The organism is Methylicorpusculum oleiharenae (assembly GCF_009828925.2).
Classification (GTDB): Bacteria; Pseudomonadota; Gammaproteobacteria; order Methylococcales; family Methylomonadaceae; genus Methylicorpusculum; species Methylicorpusculum oleiharenae.
Genome location: NZ_WUTY02000001.1, coordinates 2423573 through 2445062 on the forward strand (window position 1 = coordinate 2423573; position 21490 = coordinate 2445062).

The 21490-nt window shown below is 50.1% G+C and carries 18 protein-coding genes; 13 read left to right on the plus strand and 5 right to left on the minus strand.

The window, feature by feature from the left end:
* Positions 1 to 18: 18 nt before the first annotated feature.
* The 4 genes from fdhF to GO003_RS11085 all read left to right on the plus strand — a co-directional run bounded on the left by fdhF (position 19) and on the right by GO003_RS11085 (position 4928).
* Positions 19 to 2871 (plus strand): formate dehydrogenase subunit alpha, encoded by a 2853-nt coding sequence (gene fdhF / locus GO003_RS11070; RefSeq protein ID WP_159658671.1) that lies wholly within the window; start codon positions 19 to 21, stop codon positions 2869 to 2871.
* Positions 2864 to 3739: a formate dehydrogenase accessory sulfurtransferase FdhD gene (gene fdhD / locus GO003_RS11075; protein ID WP_159658670.1), complete on the plus strand. Its 876-nt coding sequence runs from the start codon at positions 2864 to 2866 to the stop codon at positions 3737 to 3739. Before fdhF ends, fdhD begins: the two co-directional genes overlap by 8 nt.
* Positions 3736 to 3954 (plus strand): formate dehydrogenase subunit delta, encoded by a 219-nt coding sequence (locus tag GO003_RS11080; RefSeq protein WP_159658669.1) that lies wholly within the window; start codon positions 3736 to 3738, stop codon positions 3952 to 3954. Before fdhD ends, GO003_RS11080 begins: the two co-directional genes overlap by 4 nt.
* Positions 3955 to 4493: 539 nt before the next feature.
* Positions 4494 to 4928, plus strand: a complete 435-nt coding sequence (locus tag GO003_RS11085; RefSeq protein ID WP_159658668.1) for a host attachment protein — start codon at positions 4494 to 4496, stop codon at positions 4926 to 4928.
* A 229-nt stretch (positions 4929 to 5157) separates the two neighbouring features.
* On the opposite strand, the gene GO003_RS11090 is transcribed toward GO003_RS11085, so the two are convergent.
* The 4 genes from GO003_RS11090 to nirB all read right to left on the minus strand — a co-directional run bounded on the left by GO003_RS11090 (position 5158) and on the right by nirB (position 9913).
* Positions 5158 to 5886, minus strand: coding sequence for an SDR family NAD(P)-dependent oxidoreductase (locus GO003_RS11090; RefSeq protein ID WP_159658667.1), 729 nt, complete (start codon positions 5884 to 5886; stop codon positions 5158 to 5160).
* Positions 5887 to 6087: 201 nt separating this feature from the next.
* Entirely contained in the window at positions 6088 to 7020 is a 933-nt protein-coding gene (locus GO003_RS11095; protein ID WP_231088944.1) for a PhzF family phenazine biosynthesis protein, read from the minus strand.
* A complete protein-coding gene (gene nirD, locus GO003_RS11100; RefSeq protein WP_231088945.1) occupies positions 7017 to 7355 on the minus strand; it encodes a nitrite reductase small subunit NirD in 339 nt (112 codons plus the stop codon). The genes GO003_RS11095 and nirD overlap by 4 nt, the downstream gene beginning before the upstream one ends.
* A 2-nt stretch (positions 7356 to 7357) precedes the next feature.
* Positions 7358 to 9913 carry a nitrite reductase large subunit NirB gene (gene nirB / locus GO003_RS11105; protein WP_231089188.1) on the minus strand — a complete coding sequence of 852 codons (2556 nt, stop codon included), beginning with the start codon at positions 9911 to 9913 and terminating at the stop codon, positions 7358 to 7360.
* Between the two features lie 837 nt (positions 9914 to 10750).
* On the opposite strand from nirB, the gene GO003_RS11110 reads away from it, so the two are divergent.
* Positions 10751 to 12214 (plus strand): MFS transporter, encoded by a 1464-nt coding sequence (locus GO003_RS11110; protein ID WP_159655037.1) that lies wholly within the window; start codon positions 10751 to 10753, stop codon positions 12212 to 12214.
* Between the two features lies 1 nt (position 12215).
* The gene (locus GO003_RS11115) at positions 12216 to 12794 is read left to right on the plus strand and encodes an ANTAR domain-containing response regulator (protein WP_159655039.1); all 579 of its coding nucleotides are present in this window, start codon (positions 12216 to 12218) and stop codon (positions 12792 to 12794) included.
* A 238-nt stretch (positions 12795 to 13032) separates the two neighbouring features.
* Here the strand turns inward: GO003_RS11115 and GO003_RS11120 are convergent, their stop codons facing one another.
* Positions 13033 to 14439 (minus strand): cytochrome c peroxidase, encoded by a 1407-nt coding sequence (locus GO003_RS11120; RefSeq protein WP_159655041.1) that lies wholly within the window; start codon positions 14437 to 14439, stop codon positions 13033 to 13035.
* A 240-nt stretch (positions 14440 to 14679) separates the two neighbouring features.
* On the opposite strand from GO003_RS11120, the gene GO003_RS11125 reads away from it, so the two are divergent.
* The 7 genes from GO003_RS11125 (at position 14680) to GO003_RS11155 (ending at position 21016) form a co-directional block, all read left to right on the plus strand.
* Entirely contained in the window at positions 14680 to 15732 is a 1053-nt protein-coding gene (locus GO003_RS11125; RefSeq protein WP_159655043.1) for a GlxA family transcriptional regulator, read from the plus strand.
* An 82-nt stretch (positions 15733 to 15814) separates the two neighbouring features.
* Positions 15815 to 16048: a hypothetical protein gene (locus tag GO003_RS11130; protein WP_159655045.1), complete on the plus strand. Its 234-nt coding sequence runs from the start codon at positions 15815 to 15817 to the stop codon at positions 16046 to 16048.
* 145 nt (positions 16049 to 16193) lie between these two features.
* A complete protein-coding gene (locus tag GO003_RS11135) occupies positions 16194 to 17993 on the plus strand; it encodes a hydrogenase maturation protein (protein ID WP_159655047.1) in 1800 nt (599 codons plus the stop codon).
* A 1-nt stretch (position 17994) separates the two neighbouring features.
* Positions 17995 to 18765, plus strand: coding sequence for an AAA family ATPase (locus GO003_RS11140; protein ID WP_159655049.1), 771 nt, complete (start codon positions 17995 to 17997; stop codon positions 18763 to 18765).
* 203 nt (positions 18766 to 18968) lie between these two features.
* Positions 18969 to 19658 carry a cytochrome c3 family protein gene (locus GO003_RS11145; protein WP_159655051.1) on the plus strand — a complete coding sequence of 230 codons (690 nt, stop codon included), beginning with the start codon at positions 18969 to 18971 and terminating at the stop codon, positions 19656 to 19658.
* Positions 19645 to 20493 carry a DUF3365 domain-containing protein gene (locus GO003_RS11150; protein WP_231088946.1) on the plus strand — a complete coding sequence of 283 codons (849 nt, stop codon included), beginning with the start codon at positions 19645 to 19647 and terminating at the stop codon, positions 20491 to 20493. The genes GO003_RS11145 and GO003_RS11150 overlap by 14 nt, the downstream gene beginning before the upstream one ends.
* The gene (locus GO003_RS11155) at positions 20477 to 21016 is read left to right on the plus strand and encodes a hypothetical protein (RefSeq protein WP_159655053.1); all 540 of its coding nucleotides are present in this window, start codon (positions 20477 to 20479) and stop codon (positions 21014 to 21016) included. The genes GO003_RS11150 and GO003_RS11155 overlap by 17 nt, the downstream gene beginning before the upstream one ends.
* Positions 21017 to 21490: the final 474 nt, after the last annotated feature.

Here is a 21490-nt window from a genome sequence, read left to right on the forward strand (position 1 = left end):
CTTTCCTGAGGAAATACTATGTCCATGAATAAAGAACAAGACTTTGGAACACCCGCCAGGATTGCAGCTACGCTGGTTAATCTGGAAATCGACGGATTTCAGGTAACAGCGCCTGCCGGAACGTCAGTGATGCGGGCGGCAGCAAGCATCGGGATCGATGTTCCGAAATTATGTGCCACTGACAGCGTCGAGCCTTTTGGTTCCTGCCGCTTGTGTGTCGTCCAGATTGAAGGCGCGCGAGGTATGCCCGCTTCCTGTACTACCCCGGTTGCCGAAGGCATGAAAGTGGTCACGCAGAATAAAAAGCTGGCCGATGTTCGCCGCGGGATCATGGAGTTATATATTTCCGACCATCCCCTGGATTGCCTGACCTGTTCGGCAAACGGCGATTGCGAATTACAGGATATGGCTGGTGCGGTGGGTTTACGTGAGGTCCGCTATAACCCGCAAGGTCAGAATCATTTGAATGCAGTCAAGGACGAGAGCAATCCTTATTTCAGCTTCGATCCCAGCAAATGTATCGTCTGTTCCCGTTGTGTCAGAGCCTGCGAGGAAACCCAGGGTACCTTTGCGCTGACCATAGACGGACGCGGATTTGATTCCAAAGTCTCGCCCGGCCAAAACGAAGCCTTTATGGATTCGGAATGTGTCTCATGTGGTGCTTGCGTCCAAGCCTGTCCAACGGCGACATTGATGGAAAAATCAGTCATCGAGCACGGCCAGCCTGAACACGCGGTTGTTACGACCTGCGCTTATTGCGGCGTCGGCTGTTCATTCCGGGCCGAAATGAAAGGCGATCAGGTTATCCGTATGGTGCCGCATAAAGACGGCAAAGCCAATCATGGTCATTCCTGTGTCAAGGGCCGGTTTGCGTTCGGTTATGCCACGCATAAAGATCGCATTACCCAACCGATGATTCGTAAAAGTATCAAAGATCCCTGGCAGGAAGTCAGTTGGGAAGAGGCTATCAGTTATGCCGCCTCCGAGTTGAAGCGTATCCAGGCAAGTTACGGTATTGGCGCAATAGGCGGCATCACGTCATCGCGCTGCACCAATGAAGAAACGTATCTGGTGCAAAAACTGGTTCGCGCCGGTTTCGGTAATAACAATGTCGACACATGCGCACGCGTCTGCCATTCGCCTACCGGTTACGGGCTCAAACAAACCTTTGGTGAATCGTCCGGAACGCAGAACTTTGATTCGGTGATGAAGGCCGATGTCATCATGGTTATCGGTGCTAACCCGACGGACGGTCATCCGGTCTTTGGCTCATTAATGAAAAAACGTCTGCGGCAGGGTGCAAAACTGGTGGTTATTGATCCTCGCGGTATCGATCTGGTCAAAACGCCGCATGTCAAAGCCGATTATCATTTGAAACTGCGGCCTGGAACCAACGTTGCCCTGATCAATGCCATTGCACATGTTGTCGTCACTGATAATCTGGTCGATCATGAATTTGTGCAAGAACGGTGCGAGACGGCGGCATTCGAAAAATGGAGAACGTTTATCGCCGATCCGCGTCATGCGCCTGAAGCGACAGAAGCAGTGACCGGTGTTCCGGCTTCGGATGTGCGGGCAGCAGCCAGGCTCTATGCTACCGGCGCCAACAGTGCCATTTATTATGGTTTGGGGGTTACCGAGCACAGTCAAGGTTCAACGACAGTTATCGGCATTGCCAATCTGGCGATGGCAACAGGTAATCTGGGCCGGGAAGGGGTGGGCGTCAATCCGTTACGCGGTCAAAACAACGTTCAGGGTTCCTGCGACATGGGCTCGTTTCCGCATGAGTTTCCCGGATACCGCCATGTGTCCGATACCGAAACGCGCACGCTGTTTGAAAATGACTGGAATGTCATACTTGAGTCCGAACCCGGGTTGCGTATACCCAATATGTTCGACGCCGCCAGTGACGGCACTTTTAAAGGGCTTTATGTCGAAGGCGAAGACATTGCGCAATCGGACCCCGATATTCAACATGTCCACCATGCATTAAGGGAAATGGAATGCGTGATCGTGCAGGATCTGTTTTTGAATGAAACGGCCAAGTTTGCGCATGTGTTTTTGCCTGGTTCCTCTTTCCTGGAAAAAAACGGCACTTTCACCAATGCCGAACGCCGTATTTCACCCGTGCGTAAAGTCATGAAACCTTTGGGTGGCTACGAAGACTGGGAAATTACGCAACTGCTGTCCAATGCGATTGGCTACCCGATGAACTACTCCCATCCTTCTGAAATCATGGATGAAATTGCCCGATTAACCCCTTCTTTTGCGTCCGTCAGCTATGAAAAAATAGACAGTTTGGGCAGTGTTCAATGGCCTTGTAACGATGAAACGCCTGACGGTACGCCAACCATGCATGAGCAAAACTTTATGCGCCCAGGCGGCAAAGGCTTGTTTATGCTGACGGAGTATGTCGCGACACAGGAACGCACAACCCGCATGTTCCCGCTGATTCTGACCACCGGCCGGATTCTGTCGCAATACAATGTCGGCGCGCAAACCCGCCGTACCGAAAATGTCGCCTGGCATTCCGAAGACCGCCTGGAAATTCATCCTCATGATGCCGAAGACAGAGGCATTGTTGATAACGATTGGGTGGGCATTAAAAGCCGTTCCGGTGAGACCGTGTTACGTGCTTTGATCAGTGAACGGGTTCAGCCGGGCGTAGTTTATACCACGTTCCACTTTCCTGAATCGGGTGCGAATGTGATTACCACCGATAACTCTGATTGGGCGACCAACTGTCCTGAATATAAAGTTACGGCTGTGCAGGTTGCTAAAGTTAGCCAGTCATCAGAATGGCAGCAAAAATACGAGGCCTTTTCTCAGCAGCAACTGGAATTGCTGGAACAAGGCAGTCACCATGCTTAACGGCTCAGCGGTTATGCCGGCGTCACTGGAACTGGGCTGGCCCAGTTACCAGCAAAGCCGCGTCGAGCGCTGGACCGGGGGCAAGCAGATTGTGCAGCAGGATTATATTGCCGAGGAAGTCCCCGTTTCTCTGGTATATAACGGTCAGCCGCACGTGGTGATGCTTGCGACACCGACGAACCTTGAAGATTTTGCCTTGGGTTTCAGTATCACCGAAGGTATTATCAAGGACCGTTCCGAATTGCTCGGCTCGCGCGTCGTGACGCGTTCCAACGGCATTGAAGTCAGGTTGAAAATTCCGGAGCAGCGCTTCCAATATATATCAGATAAGGGCAGAAATTTGACAGGTCGCACCGGTTGCGGCTTATGCGGTGCCAGTACGCTGCAGCAAGCCATCCGCAGTCCTGAGCCCGTCCAAGGCGAGTTGACGGTAACCGCAGCCGAGCTTTTGAATGCATTGGATAAAATCAAGCTGCATCAGCGGCTTAATCAATTGACCGGAGCAGTCCATGCCGCAGCCTGGGTTGTCCCCGGTTCCGGCATACAAAATATCCGCGAGGACGTGGGCCGGCATAATGCGCTGGATAAATTGATAGGAGCACTATTATCAAATGCAGAGAATCTAGCCGGTGGTTTTGTCATTGTTACCAGCCGGGCCAGCTATGAAATGGTTCAAAAAACGGCCAGTGTGGGCATCGTCATGCTGGCGGCCATTTCTGCACCTACCGGCTTGGCAATACGTTTGGCGGAAGAAACCGGACTGACGCTGGTCGGCTTTGCCCGCGATGATCAGCATGTGGTTTATGCTCACTCCCACCGCTTGACACATCCCCCTTATCCTTCCTTGATCAGGAACGAATTACCATGAATATAGAAAGACTCATCAAAATGGCCAATGACATAGGCGATTTTTTTAACGCAGAAAGCGATAAAGAGGCGGCATCTATCGGCATCAGAAATCATATTTTAAGATCCTGGGATCCGAGAATGCGCCGCGAGATCATTGACTATTGCGAAAAAGACGGCTCAGCTCTCCATGGTATTGTTAAAATCGCCATTGATGATCTGGCCCGTTTCAGCTGAGCCAGCTCGCAGGATGCGGTGAACAACCTGAGCCGCATCGTTTACGTCATTCGCTTACAGGCCACCGTCGATACGTTTATACCTTTCGCACTTCAAATTTCGGCAGTGCCTAAGGAGGCAGCGGGTTGTTCGGCAAAGGCTTTGCCAGCATGGATGCTGGCATTCAGCCTACAGGGATGGTTTTACGGCGTCCTTAGACGGGCACCCCGGTGCCGAATTTCGATCTACTTGGGTATATTTGTTACCCGACTTATTAGGATACACATCCCGTCGCAATTGATGCGGTTCGTGCCTCACCGCATCCTGCCGGGCTGAGCTTTTAGCAGGGCTCCTCCCTGCTTTCGTAAAGGATACAAACCGTCCATCTGCATTCCAACTCAATTCAAACTCAATTTTGAGACGTCCTTATTTTCAAAGTATAAAATTCGTCCCGAAATCACCCTCTTTTTTTGAAAATGCAGGGTATGCCTGTCTCGGAAAAGTTATGCTTAATCAAAGCCTAAATTTGCAAGCTGTTAATTTAATTTGTAGGGGGTTTTATGTTGTCAACCTGGGTAGTCGTCGCAGATAGTTCCAGAGCGCGTTTTTTCTCATTGGTCAGCCGGACTGAGTCAATGCAAGAATTAGACGGAATGGTTCATGTTGAAAGCAGAATGCGTGAACTGGATGAAGTATCTGATAGACAAGGCGGCATCGCTGGAGGTCATGGTGAAGGTGATCATACTTTTGAAGCGCCCACCGATTTTAAGCACCATGAAGCGCAACTGTTTGCAAAACAAATAGGCGTTAAACTTGAACGGGGCCGTGTCAACAACGAGTATGCAAAACTGATTTTAATAGCGCCACCTGCCTTTTTAGGTGTGTTGCGCGAGTCTCTCAATAGTCATGTTTCAGATTTGGTTATCAAGTCGATGCATAAAAATCTGGTTGTTGAGGATGAATCGGTTATTCGCGAACACATTCATAACGATTAGCTTTGCTTGTCTGCTTAAATGATCCACGAGGTCAGCGCCGAAAGCGCTGACTTCAAGGGCTCGGTTATTTAAGAAATGCAGCAAATTTAGATACAGTATGGCGTTGCGTAGGAACTCAATTTCACAAGATAACTTGCAAAATTGATCAAGGTACTTAATCAGTCGAAATGTTTGCCTTTTGAATGAAAGTTTAAAGCCCGTTCAGAACTTGCCTGACAATCCGTATTAATCAGCCTTTGACGCGCAAAGTTGACCGGCCGCCGTCAACACTGATGATCTGCCCGGTTATCCAGCTTGCTTGGGGTGACAGCAGAAAGGCGCTGAGAGACGCAATATCCTTCGGTTCTCCGAGTCTTTGCAAGGCATGCAGTCCGGCAATGTCGGCGGCTAATTTTTCATTGGCAAGAATGCCATCAGCCAGAGGTGTTCGGGTGAGTGACGGCGCTATCGCATTAACGCGTATTTTAGGGGCAAGCTCGGCCGCAAGCGACAATGTCAGACCCGACACTGCGCCTTTTGCCATACCGACTGAGGCATGAAAAGCAAAACCCTGCAAGGCGGCCACGCTGGAATAAAAAAGTACTGATGCACCTTCAACGCTTTTCTTGAGCATCGGCAAAGCCGCCTGCACGGCAAATGCCGCGCCCAGTGCATTGACCCTGAAGTCATTCAGAAAATCGGCTTCGGTTAGCCGTTGAAGTCCCCGCAGATTGATGGAGCCTACGGCATAGACTAATCCTTCCAAAACCTCTCCCGCATCGCTTGAGGCGCGGGCAAACAGATCGGTCTCATTGATATCCCCTACGGTGTAACCGGCGCCCAGTTCGGTTGCAAGCGCTGTAAGTTTGGCTTCATTTCGTCCAACCAAGTGAAGCGTATCGCCACGCTCAGCTAGAATTCGTGCAGTTGCCGAGCCGATTGCGCCATAACCGCCATAGATAAGAAATTTGCCAGCCATAGAAAGAACTCCTTGTTTATATGAATTGTATACTCAGGTGCTACACCTACGTATAGCCATAAACAATGTACCCAAGAAATGCTCAAGCTCAAGAGATTTACGAAAAAATCACTTTATAAGGAAGAAGATATTGGATTTATAGGCGATTCGCAGAGACGCAAGATTTTGCGTCTCTCCCGGAATTTACGCCCCACCCTGTCTTCATCCCCGGGTATTCATGGCGCCCAGATCAATCGTCCCCTCGGCAAACAGCACGGCTTCGCCGCCGACCCGGACGGTCAGGAACTCGGCGCCTTTATGATCCATTTCCAGATTGATGACGCTACGCCGGGAGCCGGCATCACCGCGGTCCACCGCGAAGGTCTGAGTGCCTTTGCGGGTATGCTCGAACGAACACAGGTAGGCGCAGAACGCCGGTAAGGCGCTGCCCACCGGTGGGTCTTCGGTCAGGCCGATGCGCGGGCCGACTAAGCGCAGGTTGAAGTCGGCGTCGGCATAAGGTGATTTCGGCGCAAACACTAAGATCTCCTGGGCGGCGGTCTGCGGCGCGGTGGATTGGCTCCAGGCGCTGTAATCGAAGCGGGCTTTGCGCACCGTTTCATACTGCCAGACCGGCACGATCAGGTAGGGATAGCCGCAGGAGACCAGCCGGGGCGAATATTTCTTGTGATCAAGTTCGGCTTGGTCCAGGCCTAAAAAGCCGGCCAGTTCTTCGTCGCTGGGCGCAAAGCGGTCGACGATCGCGCTGACTTTGCGGGTAAATTGCACAAAATAGGGGATGCCGTCCCGGCTGGAGATGTTGGCTTCCACGTTGCCGGCATTTTGTTCGAAGCTCAGCGAGGTGACCGGGGCGGAGACGTCAATGTCGCCGCAGCAGGCCAGCACATAGGCGGCGGCTATGATCGGATGGCCGCCGAAATTGACTTCGGCTAACGGGGAAAAAATCCGCATGCGCCGGGTCTGGGCAGACTTCAGTTGATGAAAAATGAAGACGGTTTCGGACAGGTTCAGTTCTTTGGCAATCAGGGCCATGGTGTCGGCATTCAGGCCGTCCGCATTGGGAAACACGGCGATCTGTGCGCCATTGAACAGGCGCCGGGTAAACACGTCGGCAATGTAGTAATGGTATTTCATCGCGCCTCCTGAACGCAGACTGCGACCCGGTGGTTGACGATCCGGGTGGGGTAGGTGGCGACTTTGACGGTTTCATCTTCAAAACACACGCCGGTGACCAAATTGAAATGCTGCTTGTACATCGGCGAGGCGACCATCGGCTGGCCGCCGATATCGCCGATCATGCCGCGGGACAAGACATTGGCCTGGCCAAAGGGGTCGAAATTATCGAGCGCGTACAGGGCCTGTTCTTTGGGCATATAGAACAAGGCAATCTGATGCGCGTTGACTTTTACGCAGATGCCGGAATCCGGTTGCAGATCATCGACACTGCAGACATCTTGCCATTCGCTCATGGTCAGGCTTCCTCTAACAGGGTGAAGTGCTTGTGCGGGGTCAAGGCGGCGCGTTCCTCGTCTTTGGCCGGGCGGATCTGGCCGCGTTCCTGAACGAACAGGATGCGCTCATCGGGCTGGTCGCTGTTGACGAAATGCCGGAACCGTTTCAGTTTGCCGGGATCGGCGAGCGTGGTTTTCCATTCGCATTGATAGGTGTCGATGACGCGCTGCATCTGCGCTTCGAGTTCATCGCCCAAGCCCAGGCTGTCGTCGATGACCACGGACTGCAAATACGCCAGACCGCCTTCCAGGTTGTTCATCCACACCGAGGTGCGTTGCAGGCGGTCGGCGGTGCGCACGTAAAAGATCAGGAGGCGGTCGATGTACTTGATCAGCGTGGCTTGATCCAGCTGGGTGGCGAACAGGTCGGCATGGCGCGGCTTCATGCCACCGTTGCCGCAGACATAGAGATTCCAGCCGTGTTCGGTGGCAATCACGCCGATATCCTTGCTTTGCGCTTCGGCGCATTCGCGGGTGCAGCCGGACACGGCGAATTTGAGCTTGTGCGGCGAGCGCAGGCCCTTGTAGCGGTTTTCCAGGGACAGTGCCAGACTGACGCTGTCATCGACGCCGTACCGGCACCAAGTGCTGCCGACACAGGATTTGACGGTGCGCAGCGATTTGCCGTAGGCATGGCCGCTTTCAAAGCCGGCATCGACCAGCTCCCGCCAGATCAGCGGCAGCTGGTCGACGCGGGCGCCGAACAAATCGACCCGTTGAGCGCCGGTGATTTTGGTATACAGTCCGTATTTTTTGGCAACCTGGCCCAGGACGATCAATTTCTCCGGTTCGATTTCACCTCCGGCGACGCGCGGTACCACTGAATAGGTGCCGTCTTTTTGAATATTGGCCAGATAATGGTCATTGGTGTCTTGTAAGCCCAGGTGCTCGTTTTTCAGGATGTAGTCATTCCAGTAAGACGCCAGGATCGAGCCGACCGCCTGTTTGCAAATTTCACAGCCGCGCCCGCGGCCGTGCTTGTCCAGCAATTCAGCGAAAGTCTTGATCTCGCCGACCATAACCAAATGGTACAGGCCTTGCCGGGTGTGCGGAAAATGCTCACAGAGGTCGGTATTGACGGCCACGCCCTGTTTTTTCAATTCGGCATCCAACACCGATTTGAGTAAGGCGCCGCAGCCGCCGCAGCCGGTGGCCGCTTGGGTGGCTTGTTTGAGCGCGCCCAGCGAGGTGCAGCCGGTGTCGATGGCCGCACAGATGTCGCCTTTGCTGACGTTGTGGCAGGAGCAAATCTGGGCCGAGGCCGGTAGCGCATCGGCGCCCAAGCCGACCGGCTCGCCGGACAGCCGCGGCAGGATCAAGGCTTCAGGGTGTTCCGGCAGGGCGATGCCGTTCAAGCAGTATTGCAGCAAGGTGCCGTAATCGGCGGCTTCGCCGACCAGCACCGCACCCAGCAGGGTCTTTTTATCGGCACTGACCACCAGGCGTTTGTAGATATCGCTGTCGCCGTCTTGATAGGTGTACACCAGGGCGCCCGGGGTGGCCGCATGGGCATCCCCGATGCTGGCGACATCGACACCCATCAGTTTCAGTTTGGTGCTCATGTCGGCACCGGTAAAGGCGCTGCCGGCGCCTTCCAGTACCGAGACGACGGCACGGGCCATCGCATAACCCGGTGCCACCAGACCGAAAATCCGGTTATTCCACAGCGCGCATTCACCGATGGCAAAAATGGCCGGATCGGAGGTGCGGCACTGGTTGTCGATGACGATGCCGCCGCGCGGGCCGATGTCCAGGCCGCAGGCGGCGGCCAGGTCGTCGCGCGGACGGATGCCGGCGGAAAACAGAATCAAATCGGTTTCCAGCACATCGCCCCCGGCAAAATTCATTTTATGCAAACAGGTGCTGCCGTCATCGATCAAGGTGGTGTTTTTATTGAGATGGACACTGACGCCCAGCGCTTCAATTTTGCGTTTCAACAAGGCGCCGCCGCCTTCGTCCAATTGCACCGCCATCAGGCGCGGGGCAAATTCCACGACATGGGTAATCAGTCCCAGATCGGTCAAGGCTTTGGCCGCTTCCAGCCCGAGCAAGCCGCCGCCGACCACCACGCCGACTTTTGAGCAGGCCGCGGCGCTTTTCATCGCCTCCAGATCTTCGATGGTGCGGTACACCAGACAGTGCGGACGGTCATGACCGGGCACCGGAGGGACAAAGGGGTAAGAACCGGTAGCCAGAACGAGGGTGTCATACGCGATCACCACGCCGCGTTCGGAAATCACCGTCTTGGCGGCGCGGTCAATGGTTTTAGCCTTATCCCCCACATGCACGGTGATGCCGTGTTCGGCAAAAAAGCCGTCCGGTACCAGCGACAGATCCTGCGCCGTTTTACCGGCAAAATACTCCGATAAATGCACCCGGTCATAGGCCGGCCGGGGCTCTTCGCAAAACACCACAAGGTGATAGCGCGCCTTCGCGGCGCTGTTGACCAGAGCGGCCAAAAAATGTTGACCGACCATGCCATTGCCAATAACGACCAGTGTCTGTGTGTGACTCATCGGTAACCCCGGATCTGCTGCAAAGAAAACGTAAAAACCTAAATTTCGGGCAAAAAAAAAGGCGTCCGGCCCACGTGAAAAAATCACTGAACCCGGACGCCATTGCCCCAAAATCATAACCGCTCCGACGAGGAGCTTTGTCTCAACTAAAGCAAAGGTAATGCCAGAAAGACCGGTAAGGCCGACAAAGAAGTGTAAGTGCTTGTTTGGTAAAGAATCAAAAGCGAACCATCCGGCCCTGAGCCCAACAACACAGCGTCGGCAACGCACAGCAACCCGTCAGGAGCGCACTGATTCGGGGAGAAAGAAGAGGTATTGCACTATTGTGGAGCGAAAACTCGTCAGATACGCCAAATAGGATGTGCCGACGCCAGGAGGCGCATCTGTCGGGTTACCCAATACTTTTAAACTCAGGCATTTCATTTTCCCAATTTTTTTCATAAAAGCCTTGCTTCACATAAAGGTTTTCGTTGTTTTACCTATCAAAAGGCATCACGCAACACCTCAATCTTGTTGATCAACCAATGCTTGTATTTCCGATCGGCAAGATTGACGGTGAAAAACCATAGGGCGTTCGGTAGGTAAAAGCGTCGGTATTCGGTTAGGGTTTATTTGAATCGCGAACGATGCGCCTCCTATCGTCGGCACATCCTATTTGGTTAACATTATCGAGTTAACCCGTAGGATGTGGTGAGGAACGAACTGCATCGTTCTCAGGTGTTGATAAAGTCTCCGGCGGGTTCATGAAGAAAATGCACTGGCTTATTAATTGCTATATTTTGGATTAACTTAGAATGAGTTCTTCGGCTTAAATTACTTTACAGGTCTGCCTTACCCATGAATATTTTCAGCTTTTCCGGGAAAATAAAAATCCTTCACATGACCTGGATAGCGTTTTTTATCAGTTTTGTCGTTTGGTTTAACCATGCGCCGCTGATGCTGATGATCATGACGTCAATGGATTTGAGCGAATCGGAAGTGGCTATTTTGTTGTTGCTTAATTTTGCCTTGCCGATTCCAGCCCGTATCATAATCGGAATAGTTGTCGACCGGTTTGGTGCCAAGATCAGCTACAGCACCTTATTGGCCTTGTGCAGTTTGCCCTGTTTTGCTTTTGCTGCCGCCGAAACGTTTCAACAACTGGCCTGGGCAAGGTTTGCTCTGGGCTTTGTCGGTGCCGGATTTGTGATCGGTATTCGCATGATTGGCGACTGGTTTCCATCCAGACAAGTCGGTATCGCCGAGGGTCTCTATGGTGGTTGGGGCAATTTCGGTTCGGCTGCGGCAACGCTGGTTTTACCCGGACTTGCGCTTTATTTTGGTGCGGAGCAAGGCTGGCGCTACGCCATTGCCGTTACCGGTGTTCTATCGCTAGCCTATGCTTTTATTTACTATCAAAACGTCGAAGACACGCCGCCACATGTTCCTTACCTGAAACCCAAACGTTCGGGTGCGATAGAAGTGACCAGCATCAGGGATCTTTTCTTCTATATAGCCACCACCGTGCCGCTTTATGCCGCCATGTCGCTGTTGACCTGGAAACTCTCCACTCCTGAAGCCGATTTACTGTCCGGTTCGTGGGTTGTTGCCATTAATCTGTTAATTTGGGTATTGTTCTTTTTTCATGCACACCGGATCGTGGATATCAATGCTGATCGGCTTAGTGGGCCTATAGACAGTATTCATCGTTATTCGTTTAAACAAGTCAGTATTCTCAGTGTGGCCTATTTGATGACCTTCGGTTCCAAACTGGCCGTGGTGTCTATGTTGCCCATTTTTTTCTTCACGACTTACCGGGAAACCCAGCCGATTTCGATGATAGATGCGGGTCTGCTCTCGTCCAGTTTTATTTTTATGAATTTAATCGCACGTCCTGCCGGAGGCTGGCTCAGTGACAGAATAGGCAGAAGATTTTCTTTAATGATTTTTATGAGCGGAACGGCGTTCGGTTATTTTATGATGTCTTTCATAGCCAGTGATTGGCCGATTTATTTGACGGTAACGGTCACCATCATTTGTTCGATATTTATTCAGGCGGCCGAAGGTGCCGTCTTTGCGATTGCGCCCTTGATAAAACGATCTATAACCGGACAGATAGCCGGTATCATAGGGGCTTATGGCAATGCCGGAGCGATTGTATTTCTTGTTTTGATGAGCATGGCCACGCCGTCGATTTTTTTCATAGGACTGGGTGTTTGTTCGGTGGCGGCATTGATATTAATATACTGGCTTGAGGAACCCAAAGAATTCATAACAGAAATCATGGCCGATGGCACGCTCGTTAAAATCGAACTGGACTGATATGAAGCCCTTGAAAGTACTGATTGTCGACGAAGTGCAATCCGATAAACTGTTGGAAGAGACGCTGCAGAAATACGGTTTTGAGATTGCCTGTCTGCCGCTTCAATCGCTGGATCTCAGCGCGATTGTCTTGTCGCTGTTGCCGGATATCGTTGTACTCAACGTATTTACCCCGACACAAGCGATGCTTAAAGCCATTTTGACCATCAATCAAAGTCATTCGGTACCGGTCATTATTTTTGCCGAGGATCAGGATGCCGAAACGATTAATCAGGTTATCAAAGCCGGTGTCAGTGCCTATATTGTCGATGGTCTCGACACCAAACGGATTAAAACCATCATCGACATTGCGATTGCCCGATTTAGGGAACAGCAGGCTCTGAAAGATGAACTCAAAAAAACCAAATCGCAACTGGAAGAGCGCAAGTTGATAGACAGAGCCAAAGGTCTGCTAATGAAATCGCAAGGCTACAACGAAGATGAGGCCTATCATGCGTTAAGAAAGCTGGCGATGGATAGAAATATTGCGATCGGTGAAATGGCCAAAAACGTAATTTCCATGGCGGATTTATTGAAGTGAACCGCTTTATTTAAAGACTCGAACGGTTTGTTAAGCGATATTGTGAAATCTGGATTTGGCTTTAGGCGAATTCCAAATCTCAAAGGGTAGGGTTTAAATAGGCACTGTTCGCGATAATAGTGGGTATCGCCCCGGCAATCCATGCCGGAATGACGATGTTGATGTTCTTTGAACTACTAACGCGAACAGTGCCTTTTCAAAGGTGGAGTTATTTGTTGCGAGATTCTTAATCGCCTGCTTATTTTATATCTTCAGCCGTCAACCGGGCGAGCGGTTTTCCCTTGTATTCACCGGTCAGCGTTTTTAAAAACGCTACTATTTTTCCGGTTTCATCATCAGTCAACGTTTTATCCAGTTGAACTTGACTCATTATCCGTACCGCATCAGCAAGATTATCGACTGAACCGTCATGAAAATAAGGCTGGGTCAGTTCGATGTTACGCAATACCGGAACCTTGAAAAAATGACGGTCTTTTTCCAGTTGAGTGACATTGAACCGGCCATTGTCGACATCGTTAACCGGACCGCCGCGCAGTTTGAAATAATCCTGCTTGACACCCATTTTTTCAAACGACAAACCGCCAAGAGCGGGGCCGAAATGGCAGGCAGTGCAATTGGCTTTAAACAGGTTATATCCGGCCTTTTCATCAGCAGTTAAAACGGTTTTATTACCCCGCAGATATTGGTCGAAACGGGAGTTGGGGGTCACCAGTGATTGTTCGAAAACGGCAATCGCACCGGTGACCGATTCTTTAGTCAGACCTTGTTCCGGGTAGAGTTCGGCAAAGGCGTTCTGATAATCTGCAACTTGTTTGAGTTTTTCGATCATAACATCCCAATCTGCGCCCATCTCACCGGGATTGGCGACCGGTCCTGCGGCTTGTTCCTGCAAGTCTTTGGCCCGGCCGTCCCAAAATTGCGCGATGTTGTACATAGCGTTATAGACAGTCGGCGAGTTGATAGGTCCCTGTTGTCCACGAATGCCGGTAGAGACTTTGGCCTGATCGGTGCCGCCCCGGGTCAGGTCGTGGCAGGACGCGCAGTTCAGGGTGTTGTCTCCGGAAAGCAGACGGTCGTGAAACAGTTTTCTGCCTAACGCGATCGTGTCCTGATTGAGCGAGACGCTCAACGGCAGCGTTTGAACCGGCTCACCTTTAAACGGTTCTGCGGAATCCTGGCTCCAAGGTGATTTGGATCTTTCTCCAGCAATCCAGACGAGTATTGTTTGTTTCTCGGCATCGGTTAAATTTCCTGTCCAGTGCATCAGTATGTACTCTGCCGGGGGCATGATCCCGGATCGAACGACGTGCTCCAGCCTTGCCAGCATTAACGGGGTAAAAGCATTCTCTCCGCTAAAAATCTTTTTGGTTAGCACCAGCCTTTTTCCAGCCTGTTCGATATCGTTCTCCATCAACTGTTTAGCGATGGGCAGATTTGCATAAACCGGCATCCGCGTCATGCCCGGCGAATGGCAATCGACGCATTTATTCTGCAAAATTTGAGATACCTCGGCAAAGTTTTCCGAAGTGCCGGGGACACTGGCAATAAGTTCATTTTTGCCCTGTAGACCCATCAGATTGGAAATTGGAAAAAACAAAAAAACGGCCAGTAGAAGCAGCAATAAAATCAAGAGTGCTTTTTTCATAATCAGATCCAGTCAGTTAGATGCCTCATTTTATACCGGTATTTGCCTGTGCCGGTTCGTAATTTATCAGTCAATTGATAGTCAACACTCAAAGTTGGCAGAAAATGAGGGGAAGTTGTCCTTGTGCAAGAAGGGGTAAAGAGCGATTATTTGCTTATGCTTAATAATGAATTTCCTGTCGGTTGATACAGCTTTTGGATTTGTATTGTTTAGCCTTGTTTCATCGGCGTAGGAGGATTTATGCCTAATAAATTTATTGTGTCCAGTGCGTTGCTTCAAAATCCTTCCGTCAGACGTATCAGTATCGTGGCTTATCCCGGGGCGGAAGTTTTAGATATCTCAGGACCTTATGAGGTGTTTGCTTTTGCCAGTTTATATTTACAAAGAGAAGGGTTAATCAAGGAACCTGTTTATCTGATCGAAATAGTGGCAGAGAAGCCTGGCGCAGTAGCCACTATGACCGGTCTACAGATTGTTGCGAACCGGGCTTATGCCGAAATCAGTGGCGGTATTGATACATTAGTCATTCCCGGTTGTATTGATCTTCAATCTAGGTTGAAAGATGTTGCTTTATTAAACTGGGTGACATTTATGGCGACTCGGGTCAGGCGTTTGGCGTCGGTGTGCACGGGAGCCTTTCTTTTGGCTGAGTGCGGACTTTTAGATAATCAGAAGGCAACCACGCATTGGAACTGGTGTGCCGAGCTGGCGCTTAACTATCCGGCGATTCAAGTGGAGTCAGATCATATATTTATTCGCAATGACTCTATTTATACCTCAGGCGGCATAACATCGGGGATCGATTTGGCTTTGGCGATGGTGGAGGAGGATTGGGGGCGGGAGCTGGCTTTATTCGTAGCACGTTATTTAGTGATGTTTCTTAAACGGCCTGGCGGACAATCCCAATTCAGCACTTATCTGACCAGCGAGGCACATCATCGGACTGATATTCGCGACTTACAGGTCTGGATTATCGCAAATCCGGCCGAGGAACATCATGTTGATAATCTTGCCAGACGCATGGCGATGAGCCCGCGCAATTTTGCCAGAACGTTCTTGACGGAAACCGGAGTCACGCCCGCCAAATTTGTCGAAATGGCGCGTATCGATGCCGCTCGACAACACCTTGAAAACACCGCGTTATCGATTGAAGATGTGGCGGAAAAAGCAGGATTTTTCGATTCCGAGCGCATGCGTCGTGCTTTTGTCAAACACATGGGTGTCAATCCGCAGGACTATCGAAAACGATTCAGTGTTCGCCCGTGTTCTGCAACTGCTTTGACAGTCGCCTGAATAAGACACTTTACGGTGTTTCTATTATTGTGATTAGTCCACACGGATGTAATGCAATTTCGACTCTTTTTAAGGAGTATTTATGTCAAATTATAATGAAATGTTCAAATTATCCCTCAACGAAATCGATTTGATTGAACATGCCGTACGTGAACAAATCGGTTACTTATCGCAAATGAATGCCTCGCACCCGAAAACAGAAGAGGAGAAAAGCTATCAACAAATCCGTAAATTAATGGATTTGTTAGGCTCGATTCACAACCAAAAAGTGTATTACTGCCAAGTCCACCACCGGTCTGGCATGCCGTTAGGGTAAAGCGTTAAACCCAGGGGAGTCTCCGCAGGACTATCGAAAACGATTCAGTGTTCATCTGAACCCAAAAAACTTCTCGGTTAGTCATCTAAAGCTGGCGTTTGCCAAATGCGGGTCTCTCAGACCCATTTAGAATGAGGTGATTAAGATGCGTATTTTATTGGTTTCATCAGCTTTTTCGGGATTAACTCAGCGCTTTTATACAGAGCTTAATGATGCCGGTTATATCGTTTCGGTAGAACTTCATTTGGGCGATATACACCAATTGCTGGAGGGCGTTGCATTATTTCAACCGGATTTGATCATTTGTCCATTTTTGACGAGACGGATTCCTCAAGAGCTGTATCAAACTACGACCTGTTTGATCGTTCATCCAGGCATCAAAGGTGATAGAGGCCCTTCTTCTCTGGATTGGGCGATACAGAATGGAGAGCAGGAGTGGGGCGTCACCTTGCTGGAAGCGCGCGAGGAAATGGATTCCGGGGATATTTGGGCGAGTAAAACCTTTCCGATGCGGATGGCTACAAAAAGCAGCCTCTTTTATCGCGAGGTGACACAGGCGGCTATTGACTGTTTGTGGGAAGCGCTGACTTACTTTGAAGCTCCGGCGTTTAAACCGGAACCACTGGATTACAGTAAACCGGATATCAAAGGCATCTTAAGACCTTTGATGAAACAACCCGATAGAATCATCGATTGGAAAAAGCACAAAACCGATGACATTTTAAAACGCATCCATGCCGCCGACGGCAGTCCGGGTTTATTGGATACCCTCTACGGAAAGCCTTTTTATCTGTTTAATGCACATAAAGCGTCCGGTTTGACCGGAAAGCCGGGCGATATCATTGCAACAGCCAATCAGGCAATTTGCCGGGCAACGGTGGATGGCGCGATCTGGATAGGCCATTTACAGCCAAAACTGGATAACGGTACCAAAGGACTCAAATTACCCGCGGCGGAGGTCTTGAAAGACCTGTTGCCCAAGCCTTTCAAAAGTCCGTTAAAGAATCTGGTGTACAAATCGATTCAATCCCTGGACATAGACTATACCCAGCCAGGCCGCCAGTTGCCGGTTCAGGAAGTGTGGTATGAACTGGATGGCGATATCGCCTATCTGAATTTTCCTTTCCATAATGGCGGGATGTGCACTGATCAATGCCGCTTGCTGTTATCGGTCTACCGTCATGTTGCAACGTTACCGGTTAATGTGATTGTGCTGATGGGGGGCGAGGAGTTCTGGTCCAATGGGATTCATCTCAATCATATCGAAAATGCCGACAGTCCGGCGGATGAATCATGGGCCAATATCAACGCGATAGATGATTTGATCTATCAGATCCTTACGACGCCGGATAAATTGACCATCTCGGCCATGGCAGGCAATGCGGGGGCAGGGGGCGCAATTCTAGCACTCGCTTCGGATGTTGTGTTGGCACGCGACGGCATCATTTTGAATCCGCATTACAAAAATATGGGGGAACTCTACGGTTCTGAATACTGGACTTATTTGCTGCCCAAACGGGTGGGTCTGGAATTAGCCACCTCACTGACCGAGCAGCGCTTGCCTATCAGTGCCAAAGCAGCCTGGCGTATCGGACTTGTCGACAAAATGCTTGATAAACAGCATTCTATTTTTTACGCGCAAGTCAAATATGTAGCCAAAACCTATAGTGAGGACAGTACAAATTTGAGGAAAAGTTTGATTAAGAAAGCCAGAACCCGCTGTTTTGACGAAGCGGCCAAAGCTTTGGCGTCCTACAGGCAATTTGAACTCACCCAGATGTACGACAATTTTTATGGAAATGAAGCTTACCATGAGGCAAGAAAGCGCTTTGTTTACAAACTGGGCGGTGAACTCCAGACCCCTGAAAATATAGCCATTCACCGGCAAGCAGACCGAATGGTCAATAATAAATCCAGCTTTAACGCGTTGGTTATGAATGCCTGAAATGGCAGAGCTATACCTCTATGTCATGGGCGCTGAATCCGGTGCAGGTAAAAGCACTGTGTGTTTGGGTATCCTGGGTCAGTTGCTGTCTGATGGCTATGCGCCGAGTGAATTGGCCTATATCAAACCGATGACACAATGCACGGACAGGCAGGCGGTAACGATTTTTTGTAAGCAGCAAACTATTGAACACCGGGATGCGGCCTTAATTTTCAGGAAAGGTTTTACCCGGGATTTCATTGATGGTTTAACGCCGGATTCGACAGAACTCAAAAAACAGATTCTGCAAAAGATTTCGGATGTCGGGGCAAACAAAAAAATCGTGCTTATTGATGGCATTGGAGACCCGGCAACAGGCAGTATCATTGGGGTATCCAATGCCAGTCTGGCAAAGGCCTTTTCGGCCAGGGTCATTTTTGTAAGCCGGCCTGGTCTTGGCGCGGCAATCGATAATACCGTGCTGTGCGTTTCGTTCATCAACAGCCATGGGATAGATAGCGTGGGGCTTATAATTAACAAGTTGCCTTTGGACGACGTGGCTCAAACCAAAGCTTATCTGAGTAAGCGTCTTGCCGACCTGCTTCCCGCGTCAACTGTTTTGGGGGCTATTACGGATGACTTTCAATTGGATAAAAAATTGACGGCGGAGGCTGTTAATCAAAGGTTTAGCACTTACGTGAAAAGCCGCGTGTTACTCGATTGGATGGGATTGGAGCCGGGTATTTCAAAGCTATCTAAACCGATGGCAGCAATTCTCGGTTTGAACTTTTAATATGGCTTTAAGGAGTGTCGTAAGCCTTGCGAGGAACGCCATAACCCCCTCCATGGGGGCTTGACGCCAGCATCCCTGCTGCCGACATCCTCGCAAAGCTTAAGACGCCCTTTTTTTACCGTCAAACTGGGAATTGCTGAAACGAGGGAGGAATAGCAGAAGTTGTTTCCGACCTTATTCTAGTAATGTTTTTCAGGTGTCAAATGAATAAACCAACCACGCCGCGTAAAAGACAGCATCTGGCCTTTTTATTGGGCATTGTCTTGGGTCTGGCCGGTCTGTTGTTCTTGTCGCAGATGGACCGTTTCCATATTCGTGGACCTATGAATACCGGTCATGAAGATGTCAAATGCATGGCTTGCCATAAAGATGCGCCGGGGTCCGCCCGCCAGCAAATTCAAGCCAACCTGCAATTTGTATTAGGAAAACGCCAAAACAGCGCGAATTTTATCCATGCTCCGGTCAGTAATAAAGAGTGTCTTGAGTGTCACGAAAGACCCAATGACAACCATCCGGTTTACCGGTTTCTTGAACCGCGTTTTCTGAAAGCCAGACAAGCTCTGGGGCCAGATCGTTGTCTTTCCTGTCATGCTGAACATAATGGCCGACGCGTCACGCTGACCGATACAAGTTATTGCCGGAACTGCCACAAGAATACCCAACTGAGAAAAGACCCCGTGGATGTTCCTCATGATCGATTAATCGCTCTTAATCTTTGGGACAGCTGTTTGGGTTGTCATGATTTTCACGGTAACCATATCAGGCAGCCTGCCAAAACGGTAGAGAAAATCATTCCGCCTGAAAAAATTACCGCTTACTTTAACGGTGGTCTGTCACCTTACGGCGAACAGCGCCATCACCAGGCTAAAAAGGAGACCGATGATGGTAGATAAAAGCAATGGAATCATCGTATTGACACTTGTTTGTTTGGCTATTTATTTATTTGTCAGTGCGCCGCCGCCGTTAGAGACGAATAAGAGCGAGGAGGCCAGTATTCCGGTGGAGCAACTGTTTAAGCTGTTACAAGCGGAAAATGCTGCCGTACGGGCGCTTTGGACACAGGAAATTGTAGGCAGCGGCACTAAGGCCGGGCTTAAATTTGATGAACATTGGCGTGATAAGGACCTGGAAGCGGGGCCTTTGCCGGCTTTGTTTCTGAGAGAAACAGCCAAGAGCCTGGAAAAAAGTCCCGTACGCATCAGTTTATTTCTGGGTTCCGATTTTCCAATCAGCCCTGATAACCGGTTTGAAGGACTGCAACAAGACAAATTTCAGCTGCTTCGTCAGACGCAACAAGCGCAGTTTTTTTACGTGACCGATACGCATTTATATACGGGCATGTTTGCCGATGTGGCCATCGCTGAACCCTGCATCGATTGTCACAATAAACATCAACAATCCCCGAAGAGGGATTGGCGCCTGCGCGATATCATGGGCGGAACTACCTGGTTGTATCCCGCTCCGGCCGTTTCGCTGGAAGAACTTTTTCGCGTGCTGACGGTTTTTCATCAGAGTGTCCAGGAGGCTTACAGTACCTACCTGGACAAAGTCAAAACATTTGCCAACCCGCCGGTTCTGGGCGAGCACTGGCCGCGCGAAGGCTATTATTTACCCTCTGGCGAGGTTTTTATGCGGGAGGTTTTGGCGCGCACGGCTCCCCAAACACTCAGCTTGATTCAGCAGTCAATTCATCGCCTGGAGGTGCCAGATCATGCTAGTCATCGATAAAGCCGTTGCGCCGCCGGCAAGCAAAAAATCGGGTTCAGCTACGACTAAAATCAGGGGTAAAAATTATTTTTATTTGGGGCTTATATTGATGCTGTTGCTGGGTGTTTTTATCGCTTATGAGTGGCGATGGGCCTGGCTGAGCGAGCTGCAGGCGGATGATGTTTATAAACAGCTTTCAGGGTTTGCAATACTGACTTATCTGGCACATCAATGGCATTGTTCAGTGTTGCGCAATCGAGGCTTGATGCGGTTGGCAGGTAGGCTTATCCATCGTCACAAAGTGATCGGCAGTTTGGCGCCGCTGATTTTTTTTACCCATTCACAAACGATAGGGTTTGGTTATTTACAGCTTTTGAGTCTGGTTTATTTTGCCCTGTTTTTCACCGGACTATTCAATGTTGAGACAATGGCTATTCGCAATGCCTGGTTTCATACTTTGTGGGTGATAGTGCATGTCACTCTGGCAACGGGGCTTTTGTTTCTGATGGGTTATCACATTTATATCAGTTATGCCTATCGATAAGGTATGAAAATAGTCAAGATGATATCAGGAGGCAGGTCGTTAGCCCTGCGCTAATGCCAACCGCTTTCGATTGAAGGCATCTGCGTGCACCGCATCGTTCGCGATTGATGCGGTTCGTGCCTCATCGCATCCTACGGGACTGAACACCTTTTAACAACTCGGCATCGGCAACGTCAAGATAATTCCGTTTTTGACTATCTAACAGACGATACGAAAAAAATGTGGAGACGAAAGTAACAACCAGACAAATGATTATTACCAATTGCCGTTTAAGATTAAGCGTGAACATGAGTCACTTTGATAAGGCTAGGGAAATACAAAAAAAAGTGGGAGATGGAATGACATAGCATGACTCGTCTAGTTTGAGACTCAGGAATAGTTCCAATAAAATCGAATGGGTTGTTTTCAAGGGTCGATTTTCCGGGTTACGCCTATCGCCTGATCCTCAATACCTTTTAATTTGGAGGAACGGGC

Bases quoted from the DNA above. Each gene is read 5' to 3' on its own strand.
- fdhF (WP_159658671.1), top strand. From the start codon at position 19: ATGTCCATGAATAAAGAACAAGACTTTGGAACACCCGCCAGGATTGCA.
- fdhD (WP_159658670.1), top strand. From the start codon at position 2,864: ATGCTTAACGGCTCAGCGGTTATGCCGGCGTCACTGGAACTGGGCTGG.
- GO003_RS11080 (WP_159658669.1), top strand. From the start codon at position 3,736: ATGAATATAGAAAGACTCATCAAAATGGCCAATGACATAGGCGATTTT.
- GO003_RS11085 (WP_159658668.1), top strand. From the start codon at position 4,494: ATGTTGTCAACCTGGGTAGTCGTCGCAGATAGTTCCAGAGCGCGTTTT.
- GO003_RS11090 (WP_159658667.1), bottom strand. From the start codon at position 5,886: ATGGCTGGCAAATTTCTTATCTATGGCGGTTATGGCGCAATCGGCTCG.
- GO003_RS11095 (WP_231088944.1), bottom strand. From the start codon at position 7,020: ATGAAATACCATTACTACATTGCCGACGTGTTTACCCGGCGCCTGTTC.
- nirD (WP_231088945.1), bottom strand. From the start codon at position 7,355: ATGAGCGAATGGCAAGATGTCTGCAGTGTCGATGATCTGCAACCGGAT.
- nirB (WP_231089188.1), bottom strand. From the start codon at position 9,913: ATGAGTCACACACAGACACTGGTCGTTATTGGCAATGGCATGGTCGGT.
- GO003_RS11110 (WP_159655037.1), top strand. From the start codon at position 10,751: ATGAATATTTTCAGCTTTTCCGGGAAAATAAAAATCCTTCACATGACC.
- GO003_RS11115 (WP_159655039.1), top strand. From the start codon at position 12,216: ATGAAGCCCTTGAAAGTACTGATTGTCGACGAAGTGCAATCCGATAAA.
- GO003_RS11120 (WP_159655041.1), bottom strand. From the start codon at position 14,439: ATGAAAAAAGCACTCTTGATTTTATTGCTGCTTCTACTGGCCGTTTTT.
- GO003_RS11125 (WP_159655043.1), top strand. From the start codon at position 14,680: ATGCCTAATAAATTTATTGTGTCCAGTGCGTTGCTTCAAAATCCTTCC.
- GO003_RS11130 (WP_159655045.1), top strand. From the start codon at position 15,815: ATGTCAAATTATAATGAAATGTTCAAATTATCCCTCAACGAAATCGAT.
- GO003_RS11135 (WP_159655047.1), top strand. From the start codon at position 16,194: ATGCGTATTTTATTGGTTTCATCAGCTTTTTCGGGATTAACTCAGCGC.
- GO003_RS11140 (WP_159655049.1), top strand. From the start codon at position 17,995: ATGGCAGAGCTATACCTCTATGTCATGGGCGCTGAATCCGGTGCAGGT.
- GO003_RS11145 (WP_159655051.1), top strand. From the start codon at position 18,969: ATGAATAAACCAACCACGCCGCGTAAAAGACAGCATCTGGCCTTTTTA.
- GO003_RS11150 (WP_231088946.1), top strand. From the start codon at position 19,645: ATGATGGTAGATAAAAGCAATGGAATCATCGTATTGACACTTGTTTGT.
- GO003_RS11155 (WP_159655053.1), top strand. From the start codon at position 20,477: ATGCTAGTCATCGATAAAGCCGTTGCGCCGCCGGCAAGCAAAAAATCG.